Origin of the sequence: Streptomyces dioscori, assembly GCF_003024195.1 — a bacterium.
Lineage (GTDB): Bacteria > Actinomycetota > Actinomycetes > Streptomycetales > Streptomycetaceae > Streptomyces > Streptomyces dioscori.
In genome coordinates this window covers 1-13,593 of sequence record NZ_KZ679073.1, presented here as the reverse complement: position 1 = coordinate 13,593, position 13,593 = coordinate 1, and the positions used below count along the sequence as shown (strand labels likewise).

The following is a 13,593-nucleotide window of genomic DNA, read 5'->3' as shown; positions in this document are numbered from 1 at the left end:
AACGCACCCAACCCACCCGTACCACCCGTCACCAACACCCACCCCGAACCCAACCCACCCCACACCGACGACACCACCGACGCGACACCGGAAGTAGCACCGGAAACAGCACCGGAGGTGGCAGGTTCGCCGGGTGCGCCGGGTGCGCCGACCAGTCGGGGCAGATGGATCTCGCCGGCGCGGACCGCCGCCTCGGGTTCGCCCGAGGCGGCCACGGCGAGCACGTCGGTCCGGGCAGTGGACGGCACCGGCCCGTCGTCCAGGTCCACCAGGACGAACCTGCCGGGGTTCTCCGCCTGGGCGGCCCGGACCAGGCCCCAGGCGGGTGCCTGCGCGAGCTGTCCGGCGTCGCCCGCCGTCGTAGCCCCGCGGGTGACCACCACGAGGCGGGACGCGGCGAACCTCTCGTCGGCCAGCCATCCCTGGACGACGTCCAGCACGCGGTGCGTCACGGATCGGACGCCTGCGAGGACGTCACCGGCACCGGCACCGGCACCGGCACCGGACGGGCACGCCCACACCACGACCTCGGGGCAGCCCGCCTCGGCCAGCTCGGGCAGCTCCGCGAACGCGGGCACGGCGTCGTCCAGACCGCAGCGGTCGGACCCCAGTACCGCCGCCTTCACATCGGGCCGTACGGCCAGGTCGGGCGCAGGTGTCCAGGCCACGGTGAAGAGCGAGCCGTCCGGGCCGCCGTGCGCGGTGAGCTGCTCGGGCGACATGGGCCGCGAGACGAGCGACCCCACGGTGAGCACGGGCTGTCCCGTCTCGTCGGTGGCCGCCAGCTCCATCGCGGTGCCGCCGAGCGGCGACACCCGGACGCGGAGCACCGGGGCCCCCGCGGCATGCAGGTCCACTCCGCTCCACTCGAACGGGAGCAGGGCCTCCTCGCCGTCGTCGAGCAGGATCACGTGCAAGGCGGCATCGAGCAGCGCCGGGTGGATCCCGTACGCGGCGGCCTCGGCGCGCTCGTCCTCGGGCAGCGCGACTTCGGCGAACAGGTCGTCCCCGGCCCGCCAGGCCGCCCGCAGTCCCTGGAACGTGGGCCCGTATCCGAAGCCCCGCTCGGCGAGGTGGTCGTAGACGCCGTTCAGGTCGATCGGGGTCGCCCCGGCGGGCGGCCACTGCTCGGGCGTCGGCGGCGTCCGGTGGTCCGGATCGTTGGAGGGCCACTGTCCGGTGCCCGGGGCCAGCATGCCTTCGGCGTGCCGGGTCCAGCTCTCCTGACCGGTCGTGGTCTCCTGACCGGTCGTGCCGTTCTCGTCGCCGTGGCGGGAATGGACACTCACCGTGCGCCGGCCCAGCTCGTCGGGCTCGCCCACGGCCACATGGAGCGCGACTCCGCGCTCAGGCAGGATCAGCGGTGCTTCCAGGGTGAGTTGCTCCAGTACGCCGCAGCCGGCCTGGTCCCCGGCCCGTACGGCCAGTTCCACGAAGGCGGTGCCCGGGAGCAGTACCGAACCGAACACCTCGTGGTCGGCCAGCCAGGGCAGGTCCCCGACCGACAGCCTGCCGGTCAGCGCCACCCCGTCGGAGCCGGGCAGGTCGACCACGGCGCCGAGCAGCGGATGCTCGGCCGGACCGAGCCCCACCGCGGCGGGGCCGTCGCCGGACGGGGCGTCCACCAGCCAGTACCGGTCCCGTTGGAAGGCATAGGTGGGCAGTTCGACCAGCCGGGCTCCTCGCCCGGCGAACATCGCGTGCCAGTCGACAACGGCTCCCGCGGTGTGGAGCTGTCCGAGCGCGGTGAGGAGAGCGGTCGGCTCGGATTGGTTCGTACGCGACACCGGTACGAAGGCGAGAGGCACGGCCACTTCGGCGTCCAGGCAGCTCTGGGCCATCGCGGCGAGCACGGCATCGGGTCCCAGTTCGACGAAGCGGGTGACGCCCGCGTCCCGCAGGGCCTGGACGCCGTCGGCGAACCGGACCGCTTCGCGGACGTGCCGCACCCAGTAGTCGGCCGAAGCGAGGTCGTCCGGAGCCGATCCGCCCGTCACAGTGGAGATGAACGGAATGGCGGGCGTGCTGTACGTGATGCTCTCGGCCACCTCACGGAAAGCCTCCAGTATCGGGTCCATGAGCGGGGAATGGAAGGCGTGGGAGACGCGCAGGCGGCTTGTCTTGCGGCCGAGCGCGCTGAACAGGCCGTGCACATAGGCGACTTGGCTCTCCGCGCCGGACACCACGACGGACATCGGGCCGTTTATCGCCGCGATTGCCAGCTCCGCGTCATCCAGCAGTGGAGCGACCTCGTCCTCCGTGGCCTGGATCGCCGCCATCGCCCCACCCGAGGGCAACGCCTGCATCAACCGGCCCCGCGCCGCCACCAGCCTGGCCGCGTCGCCGAGCGAGAACACCCCGGCCACATGCGCGGCGGCAAGCTCACCGATCGAATGACCCGCCAGGAAGTCAGGGCGTACGCCCCACGCGTCCAGCAGCCGGAACAACGCCACCTCGACCGCGAACAACCCCGCCTGCGCGAACACCGTCCGATCCAGCAACTCTGGCTCCGACTCCGACCACATCACCTCACGCAGAGGCCGGTCCAGATGGGAATCCAGAGCGGCACACACCTCGTCCAACGCCGCCGCGAACACCGGGGAGGACTCGTACAACTCCCGCCCCATGCCGACCCGTTGCGCACCCTGCCCCGAGAACAGGAACGCCGTCGCGCCCTCCGTTCGGCCCTGCTCGGGGCGGTTGCGCTCCCCTGCGGCCAACCTGCCCAGTCCGGCCAGGAGTTCCGCGCGGTCCTCGCCCACCACCACGGCACGGTGCTCCAGCGCCGCCCGCGAGGTGGCCAGGGAGAAACCCACGTCCACCGGATCCAGCTCCGGACGCTCCTGGAGGAACTGCAGCAGCCGGACGGCCTGCGCCGTCACCGCGTCCCGGTCAAGCCCGGACACCAACCACGGCACCGACGCCGAAGCCGACGCCGACGCCGTCCCGGTCGACCGCTCGCCACCCCCTGCCGAAGCCGAAGCCGGAACAGCCACCGGAACAGGAGCCGGAGCGGCAACAGGAACGGGAGCCGCCTCAATGATGACGTGGGCGTTCGTCCCGCTGATCCCGAACGAGGAGATCCCCGCCCGCCGTGGACGACCAGCGGCCTGCGGCCACTCGCGCGTCTCCGTCAGCAGCTCGACCTCGCCCACGGTCCAGTCCACGTGAGGTGTCGGTTCGTCGATGTGCAGGGTGCGCGGCAGGACACCGTGGTCCATGGCCTTGACCATCTTGATGATTCCGGCCACGCCGGCGGCGGCCTGTGTGTGCCCGATGTTCGACTTGATCGAGCCGAGCCACAACGGACTGCCCTCCGGACGGCCCTGCCCGTACGTGGCCAGCAGGGCCTGCGCCTCGATCGGATCGCCCAGCGTCGTCCCCGTACCGTGTGCTTCCACCGCGTCCACATCGCCGGTACCGAGGCCGGCAGTGGCCAACGCCTGTCGGATGACCCGCTGTTGGGACGGGCCGTTCGGGGCGGTCAGACCGTTCGACGCGCCGTCCTGGTTCACCGCCGTGCCCCGCACGATCGCCAGCACCGGGTGACCGTTGGCCCGCGCGTCCGACAGCCGCTCCACCAGCAGCATGCCCGCGCCCTCGCCCCAGGACGTCCCGTCGGCCCCGGCGGCGAACGACTTCGCCCGGCCGTCACGCGCAAGACCCCGCTGGCGGCTGAACTCGACGAAGGTCTCCGGGGTCGCCATCACCGCGACGCCGCCCGCCAGCGCCAGGGAGCACTCACCCGAGCGGAGGGCCTGTACCGCGAGGTGCAGGGCGACCAGCGACGACGAGCACGCCGTGTCGACGGTGACCGCCGGGCCCTCCAGACCCAGCGTGTACGAGATACGGCCCGAGGCGACCGAGCCGGTGTTACTGCTCGACGCGTAGTCGTGGTACATCGCCCCCGCGAACACACCCGTCCGGCTGCCCCACAGGGACGCGGGGTCGATCCCCGCCCGCTCCAGGGCCTCCCACGACGTCTCCAGCAGCAACCTCTGCTGGGGGTCCATGGCAAGGGCCTCACGCGGCGAGATCCCGAAGAAGGCCGCGTCGAACTCGGCCGCTTCGTGCAGGAACCCGCCGGTGTCGACGTAACTCGTGTCCTGCCGGGTGCCCTCGGGATCGTAGAGGCGTCCGATGTCCCAGCCGCGGTCCCGGGGGAACTCCGAGACCGCGTCCACGCCGTCGGCGACCAGCCGCCACAGGTCGTCGGGGGACGTGACGCCGCCGGGGTATCGACAGGCCATGCCCACGATCGCGATCGGCTCGTCGTCCCGGGCCGCAGTGGGAAGCGGGGTGTCCGCGGTGTGGCCGGTCACCGTGTCCCGCAGGTGGCGGGCGAGGACGATCGGCGTCGGGTGGTCGAAGACGAGCGTCGGCGACAGGCGCAGCCCGGTCGCCTCGGTGAGCGCGTTGCGGAACTCCACCGCCGACAGCGAGTCGAAGCCGAGTTCGCCGAAGGCACGGGCGGGATCGATGGCCGAGGGACCCGCATGCCCGAGGACGGCCGCGGCGCTGCCGCGCACGATCTGCAGCAGCAGGGCCTCCCTCTCGTTCTCGGACAGGCCGGCCAGTTGCCGTCCGAGGCCCGATGTCCCACCGGTTCCGCTGCCGGCGACCCGGCGTGCCGGGCGCCGGACCAGACCGCGCAGCAGATGCGGCACTTCGCTTCCGGCGGCGCCAAGTGCGGTGAGATCCACGCTCATCGGGACGAGCACGGCCTCGTCGACCGTGGCGGCCGTGTCGAGGAGCGCGAGTCCTTGTTCCGCGGACAGCGACTTCAGTCCGGTACGGGCGAGGCGGCGGAGGTCGGCGTCGTCGACCTGCCCCGCCATTCCTCCGCTCCACAGTCCCCAGGCGAGTGACTGGGCGGGCAGGCCGTTCGCCCGGCGGTGTGCCGCCAGGGCGTCCAGGAAACCGTTCGCCGCCGCGTAGTTGGCCTGCCCGGGAGAGCCGAGTACGCCCGCGGCCGACGAGAACAGCACGAACGCCGACAGACCCATGTCCCGCGTCAGTTCGTGCAGATACCAGGCCGCGTCCACCTTCGGACGCAACACCGCATCCACCCGCTCCGGAGTCAACGACGACATCACCCCGTCATCCAGCACCCCGGCGACATGCACCACACCGGACAACGCACGGCCCGCGACGAGCGCCGCGACCGCGTCCCGGTCCGACACATCACAGGCCACCGCCTCGACCTCGGCGCCCAGCTCCGTCAGCTCCGCGCACAACTCCCGGGCTCCCGGCGCCTCCACACCCCGACGACCCACCAACACCAGACGACGAACCCCGTGCCCGACAACAAGGTGCCGCGCCACCAGGCTCCCCAGCGCACCGAACGCACCCGTCACCAGAACAGCGCCCTCGCCGGAGAACACCGAAGGGGAAGAGTCCCCGGTCTCCGCCGCCACACGCGCCAGCCGCGAGGCATGAACAACGCCCGCCCGTATGACCAGTTGAGGCTCGCCCAGGGCAACGGTCGCCACCGCGTCAGCGAGCCCGGTATCCGCGTCGAGATCGACCAGGACGATCCGCCCGGGATTCTCCGACTGCGCCGACCGCACCAGACCCCACACCGCCGCACCCGCGAGGTCGCTGACCTCCTCACCCGCCGAGGACACCGCACCACGAGTCGCCACGACCAGCCTCGCGTCGGCGAACCGCTCCTCCGCCGGCCATGACCGCACGACATCGAGGGCGCGCCCGACGCGCGGGCGTACGGCGCTCGCGTCACCGGCCGGGAGCTCCAGCAGTACGACGTCGGGTACGGGGGCTTCGGGTGTCAGCGTGTCCCAGTGCGCCCAGGAGGGCCGGTCGGCGACGGGCCCGGTTTCGAGCGGGGACCAGACGACACGGAACAGGGACTCGTGGAACGTGTGCCGGACCGCGGCGAGTTGCGCGGCGGACGTCTCGCGCAGTGTCAGGGACTCGACCGACGCGACCGGGCGGCCCGCCGGGTCGGCGAGCTGAAGGGCCACGCTCGCGGTGCCGGTTCGGGTCAACTTGACGCGCAGTGATGTGGCTCCGGAGGCGAACAGTTCCACCCCCGACCAGGCGAACGGCAGGGCTGTGCCCTGGTCGCCGTAGGCGCCCGCCGCGATCGCGTGGAGCGCGGCGTCCAGGAGCGCCGGATGCAGGCCGAAGCCGTCCGCCGCCTCGGAATCGGGAAGCGTGACCTCCGCGAACACCTCGTCGCCGCGCCGCCACACCGCGCGCAACCCACGGAAGGCCGGGCCGTACTCCAGTCCCGCCTCCGCCAGGTCGTCGTACAGCCCGGTGATGTCCACCGCGGTCGCCTGCGCCGGCGGCCACTGCTCAAGCGCGAAGACGGGCGCGGCGCCCGCCGGTGAGACATGACCCGAGACATGCCCAGAGGCATGGCGGGTCCAGGGCCCGTCGATGTCGGTGCGTGAGTGGACGGCGACGGTACGCCGCGTCGAGCCACCCGTGTTCCCGACCACGACCTGTACCGAGATCGAACCTTCGGCCGGAAGCACGAGAGGAGCTTCCAGGGTCAGCTCGTCCAGTGTTCCGCAGCCGACCTGGTCGCCGGCGCGGATCGCCAGTTCCATGAGCCCGCTGCCCGGGAACACGACGGTGCCGAACACCTCGTGGTCGCGCAGCCAGGGCTGGTCGTGGACCGACAGCCGGCCCGTCAGGACGACACCGTCCGAGTCGGGTGAGGAGAGGACCGCCCCGAGGAGCGGGTGGCCCGATGCCTCCAGCCCCGAGGAGGCGAGGTCGTTGCCTCCGATCGCCGAGCCGGCCCACGCCTCGCGCCAGTAACTCCGCACGTCGAGCCAGTACTGCTCGCGTTGGAAGGCGTAGGTGGGAAGGTCGACCCGCCGGGCGCCACGGCCGTCGAACAGCCTGGCCCGGTCGACGGGAACACCGGCCGCGTGCAGCCGACCGACCGCCGTCAGCAACGTCCTGGACTCTCCGTGCTCCCGCCGCAGCGTCGGCACCACCAGCACCGTGTCGTCCACCACGGCGCGCACCATCGCGGACAGGACGCCGTCGGGGCCCAGTTCCACGAAGCGGGTGACGCCCGCGTCGCGCAGGGTCCGGACGGCGTCGGCGAAGCGGACGGCCTGACGCACGTGCCCGACCCAGTAGTCGGCCGACCCGAGGTCTTCCGCCGGCGCGCCCGTGACATTCGAGACGACCGGGATGGCGGGGGTGGCGTAGGTGATGCTCTCGGCGACCTCCCGGAAAGCGTCCAGCATCGGGTCCATGAGCGGGGAGTGGAACGCGTGCGACACCCGCAGCCGGGACGTCTTGCGCCCGAGGGAGGTGAAGTGGGCGACAACTAGGTCGACTTCGTCCTCCGTGCCGGAGACGACCACCGCGTCCGGGCCGTTGACCGCCGCGATCGCCACCTCCGTGCCGCCCAGCAGCGGGGCGACCTCGTCCTCGGTGGCCTGGACGGCGGCCATCGCCCCGCCCGGGGGCAACGCCTGCATCAACCGCCCGCGCGCCGCCACCAGTTTGGCCGCGTCTCCGAGTGAGAACACCCCCGCCACATGCGCGGCGGCGAGCTCACCGATCGAGTGCCCCGCCAGGAAGTCAGGGCATACACCCCACGCTTCGAGCAGCCGGAACAACGCCACCTCGACCGCGAACAACCCCGCCTGCGCGAACACAGTCCGATCCAGCAACGCCGGCCCCGACTCCGGCTCCGGCTCCGGCTCCGGCTCCGGCTCCGGCTCCGGCTCCGGCTCCGACCACATCACCTCACGCAGAGGTTGATCGAGGTGGTGGTCAAGGGCGGCACACACTTCGTCCAGCGCCGCCGCGAACACCGGGAAGGACTCGTACAACTCCCGTCCCATGCCGACCCGTTGCGCCCCCTGGCCCGAGAACAGGAACGCCGTCGCGGCAGGGGTCGCCGTATCGCGTACCACGCCTGACCGTAGTTCCCCGGCTGCAACGGCCGCGAGGCCGTCGAGTGCCGCCTCGCGGTCGTCCGGGATCAGCACCGCGCGGTGTTCCATTGCGGGACGGGACGTCGCCAGGGAGAACGCGACGTCGGCGGAGCTCACTTCCGGGTGCGCCGCAAGGTAGGACCTCAGCTTCTCGGCCTGGCCGCGCAACGCCCCGGCGGACCGGCCCGACAGCATCCAGGGGATGGTGCCCGCCGGTGCTTCTTTGACAGGCGCCGCATTCGTCGGTGCTGCATTCGTCGGTGCTGGATACGTCGGCGCCTGGACCTGCTCGATGATGACGTGGGCGTTGGTGCCGCTGATCCCGAACGAGGAGACGCCCGCCCGGCGCGGATGGCCGTTCTGCGGCCACTCGCGCGCCTCGGTCAGCAACTCGACGTCCCCCGAGGCCCAGTCCACTTCCGGGGTCGGGGCGTCCACGTGCAGCGTGCGCGGCAGTACGCCGTGCTCCATCGCCTGCACCATTTTGATGATGCCCGCGACACCGGCCGCCGCCTGGGTGTGGCCCATGTTCGACTTGATGGACCCCAGCCACAACGGGCTGTCCTGCGGACGGTCCTGCCCGTACGTGGCCAGCAGGGCCTGCGCCTCGATGGGGTCACCCAGCGTCGTGCCCGTGCCGTGCGCCTCCACCGCGTCCACATCGCCGGTGTCCAGGCCCGCGTTGGCGAGCGCCTGCCGGATCACGCGGCGCTGCGAGGGGCCGTTGGGCGCGGTCAGTCCGTTCGAGGCGCCGTCCTGGTTGGTCGCTGTACCACGTACGAGAGCCAGGACGGGGTGACCGTTGCGGCGGGCGTCCGACAGCCGCTCCACCAGGAGCATGCCGACACCCTCGCTCCAGCCGGTGCCGTCGGCCGACGCGGCGAACGACTTGCTCCGGCCGTCCGCCGCGAGACCGCGCTGTTTGCTGAACTCCACGAACGCCTCGGGGGTGGCCATGACCGCGACACCGCCGGCCAGTGCCAGCGTGCACTCCCCCGAGCGGAGGGCCTGGGCGGCCCAGTGCAGCGCCACCAGTGAGGACGAGCACGCGGTGTCGACGGTGACCGCCGGGCCCTCGAAGCCGAAGGTGTAGGCCACCCGGCCGGAGGCGATCGCGCCCGTGCTGCTGTTCGCCGCGTAGTCGTGGTACATCATTCCGGCGAACACGCCGGTCGCGCTGCCCCGCAGTGCGGCGGGGTCGATGCCCGCGCGTTCCAGCGCCTCCCACGACGTCTCCAGCAACAGGCGCTGCTGCGGATCCATCGTCAACGCCTCGTTCGGACTGATCCCGAAGAACTCCGCGTCGAAACCGGCCGCATCATGCAGGAACCCACCGGCATTCACATAACTCGTATGGGGCCGCTCACCCGTCGGATCGAACAACTCCGCAACATCCCAGCCCCGGTCCGACGGGAACTCCGACACCACGTCCACACCACCGGCCACCACCCGCCACAGATCCTCGGGAGAAGCCACCCCACCCGGATAACGGCACGCCATCCCGATGATCGCTATCGGCTCGTCGTCGGAGGCGACGGACGCGACGGCGCCGAGGCCGTCGTCCACGGAGCCGGACACCTCGCTCAGCAGGTACCGGGCGAGCACCTCCGGTGTCGGGTAGTCGAAGACCAGCGTCGCGGGCAGCCGCAAGCCGGTCGCCTCCCCCAGCCCGTTGCGCAGTTCCACCGCCGACAGCGAGTCCACCCCGAGGTCGCGGAAGGCGCGCTCGGGGTCGATCGCCACCGGACCGGCGTGCCCGAGGACGACAGCCGCCTGGGTACGCACCATGCCGAGCAGCACCTCGTGCCACTCCGACTCGGGCCGGGTCGCCAACTGCCTGCGCAGGGACCCCGTGTCCGCGCGGGCGCCGGCGGCCGAGCGCCGCGTCCTCGGTACGAGCCCCTGGAGCAGCGGGGGTACCTCTGCGGCTCCGGTGGCAGCCAGGATCCTGGGATCGAGGCGGATGGGGACCAGCGCGGCCGTGCCCAGCGCGACAGCGGTGTCCAGGAGCGCGAGGCCCTGGTCCGCGGAGAGTCCCTCCACACCGGACCGTGCCATGCGCTGGGTGTCGGAACCGGCGAGCCCGCCCGCCATGCCGCCCACATCCGCCGACCACGGCCCCCATGCCAGCGACAGGCCAGGCAGTCCACCCGCACGGCGATGCTCCGCCAGGCCGTCCAGATACGCGTTGGCCGCCGCGTAACTCCCCTGTCCCGATGTCCCCAGCACACCAGCGGCGGACGAGAACAGCACGAACGCCGACAGACCCATGTCCCGCGTGAGCTCGTGCAGATACCAGGCCGCGTCCACCTTCGGACGCAACACCGCATCCACCCGCTCAGCCGTCAACGACGAGATCACCCCGTCATCCAGCACCCCGGCAACATGCACCACACCGGACAACGCACGGCCCGCGACGAGCGCCGCGACCGCGTCCCGGTCCGACACATCACAGGCCACCGCCTCGACCTCGGCGCCCAGCTCCGTCAGCTCCGCGCACAACTCCCGGGCTCCCGGCGCCTCCACACCCCGACGACCCACCAACACCAGACGACGAACCCCGTGCCCGACAACAAGGTGCCGCGCCACCAGGCTCCCCAGCGCACCGAACGCACCCGTCACCAGGACGGCCCCGGTACCAATACCGGTACCGGTACCAGTACGGGTGAACAGCGAGGCCGGCTCCCCGTGCGTCTCCCCCACCTTCACGGCGACGCGCGCCAAGCGGGACACGTGGACGACGCCGTCGCGGATCGCCACCTGCGGTTCGCCGAGGGCGGCTGCCGCCACCGCCTCGGCCGGGCCGGCGTCCGCGTCGAGATCGACCAGTGCGAACCGGCCGGGGTCCTCCGACTGCGCCGACCGCACCAGACCCCACACCGCCGCACCCGCGAGGTCGCTGACCTCCTCACCCGCCGAGGACACCGCGCCACGAGTGGCCACGACCAGCCTCGCGTCGGCGAACCGTTCTTCGGAATGCCAGGACCGTACGGCGTCCAGAACCCGGTGCACGGCCGACCGGACGGAGCCCGGGTCCGTGCCCGCGGTGGACGGCAGCACCACGACCGCGGGGACATCGTCGTCGGGTCCCAGTTCGTCCCACGTGGTCCAGTCGTCCGAGGCGTCGGGGAGTGCTGTGGCTTCGGAATGGGCTGCGGCGCCGAAAGGTTCGGAAAGGGCTGCCGGGATCGGCGTCCAGTCCACGCGGAAGAGCGACTCGTGGAACACCGACCGGGCGGCCGAGAGCTGGTCGACGGAGATCTCCCGAAGCACCAGCGACTCCACCGTGGCCACCGCGCGTCCCGAGGCGTCCGCGACGTGCAGAGAGACCGCTCCGCCGCCCGACGGAACGACGCGGACGCGCAGCGCCGTGGCGCCGGAGGCGAACAGCTCCACCCCCGACCACGCGAACGGCAGCACCACCCCGTCACCGACCGCACCACTCAACGCCACCGCATGCAGACCCGCGTCCAGCAACGCCGGATGCAACCCGAACCCGTCCCCCTCCACCCGCTCAGGAAGAGCGACCTCCGCGAACACCTCCTCACCACGCCGCCACGCCGCCCCCAACCCACGGAACACCGGCCCGTACTCCAGACCGGATTCCGCGAGTCCTTCGTAGAACCGGTCCAGTTCCACGGGGGCGGCGCCCAGGGGCGGCCACTGCTCCAGGTCGTGGCCGTCGTGCGCGCCGGGTGTCAACGTGCCGGCGGCGTGCTGCGTCCACACCGACATGCCTTCGTCGCGGGAGTGGACGCTGACCCGACGGGCTCCCAGGGCGTCCGCCTCTCCCACCACGACCTGTACCTGGACAGCGCCGCGCCGCGGAAGGGCGAGCGGTGTGCGGAGGGTCAGCTCTTCGATGCGTCCGCAGCCGACCTGATCTCCGGCGCGGATCGCCAGTTCCACGAAGCCCGTGCCGGGGAAGAGCACGACACCGCCGACGACGTGGTCGGCGAGCCACGGCTGTGAGCCCACCGACAGCCGGCCGGTGAGCACCACCCTGCCGGAGTCGGCCAGGGAGAGCGTCGCGCCGAGCAGCGGGTGGCCGGTGCGGTCCAGGCCGGCTGAGGTCACATCGACGGTCCCACCGGCGGCCTCCAGCCAGTAGCGCCGGTGCTGGAAGGCGTACGTGGGCAGATCCACGTGCCGGGCGCCGTGTCCGGTGCCCGTGCCCGTGCCGGTGCCGGTGCCCGTGCCCGTGCCCGTGCCGGCTCCGGCTCCGGCTCCGGCTCCGGTGAAGAGCGCGTGCCAGTCAGGCGCGGCACCGTTCACATGGAGCTGGGCGACGGCGGTGAGCAGCGTCGCGACCTCGGCCTCCCGCCCCCGCAAGGCAGGGACGACCAGTGCCGCGGCGGGCGCTTCGTCCAGGCAGTTACGGGTCATCGCGGCCAGCACGCCGTCGGGACCCAGTTCCACGAAACGGGTCACGCCGGCAGAGCGAAGGTGCGCGACACCGTCCGCGAAGCGGACCGCCTCACGGACGTGCCGGACCCAGTAGTCGGCCGAGGCAAGGTCATCCGGAGCCGATCCGCCCGTCACATTGGAGATGAACGGGATGACGGGCGCGTTGTACGTGATGCTCTCGGCGACTTCGCGGAAGGCGTCGAGCATGGGGTCCATGAGCGGGGAGTGGAAGGCGTGAGACACGCGTAGGCGGCTCGTCTTACGGCCCAGTGCGCTGAAGTGCGCCGTGATCTCAGTGACTTGGGCGTCCGTACCGGAGACGACCACCGCGTCCGGGCCGTTGACCGCCGCGATCGCCACCTCCGCGTCGTCCAGCAGCGGGGCGACCTCGTCCTCGCTCGCCTGGATCGCGCCCATCGCCCCGCCCGGGGGCAACGCCTGCATCAACCGCCCGCGCGCAGCCACCAGCCTGGCCGCATCACCGAGCGAGAACACCCCCGCCACATGCGCGGCGGCAAGCTCACCGATCGAATGCCCCGCCACGAAGTCAGGGCGTACGCCCCACGCTTCGAGCAGCCGGAACAACGCCACCTCGACCGCGAACAACCCCGCCTGCGCAAACACCGTCCGATCCAACAGATCCGACCCCGGCTCCGGCTCCGGCTCCGGCTCCGGCTCCGGCTCCGGCTCCGGCTCCGACCACATCACCTCACGCACAGGTCGGTCCAAATGGGGATCCAGAGCGGCACACACCTCGTCCAACGCCTCCGCGAACACCGGGAAGGACTCGTACAATTCCCGGCCCATACCCACCCGTTGCGCACCCTGCCCCGAGAACAGGAACGCCGTCGCGGCGAAGGTCGTACGGATGGAGCCTCGTACGACTCCGGTGTCGGGCTCGTCGGACGCCAGTGCGGCGAGCCCCCGGAGCAGGTCCTCCCGCTCGTGGCCGACGACGGCGGCGCGGTGTTCGAGTGCCGCCCGCGATGTCGCCAGGGAGAAGCCGACGTCGACCGGGTTCAGATCCGTCCGCTCCTCGGCGAAGGCGAGCAGGCGCGCGGCCTGTGCAGCCAGCCCTTCGCGGCTGCGGGCCGACAGCACCCACGGCACGACCGAGGCTGCCCGTACGGCCTGCGTGTCGCCGTGCGTTCCGGGTTCGGCCACGGCTCCCTCGGCCTGCGGGGCGGGCTCGGCGGCTTCGATGATGACGTGGGCGTTCGTGCCGCTGATACCGAACGAGGAGATCCCCGCCCGG

General features: G+C 72.0%; 1 protein-coding gene. It reads right to left on the bottom strand.

Features of this window, described 5'->3' with window-relative positions:
* Positions 1-13,593, bottom strand: a 13,593-nt coding sequence (locus C6Y14_RS43780; protein ID WP_159074430.1) for a type I polyketide synthase, incomplete at both ends; no start/stop codon positions are given.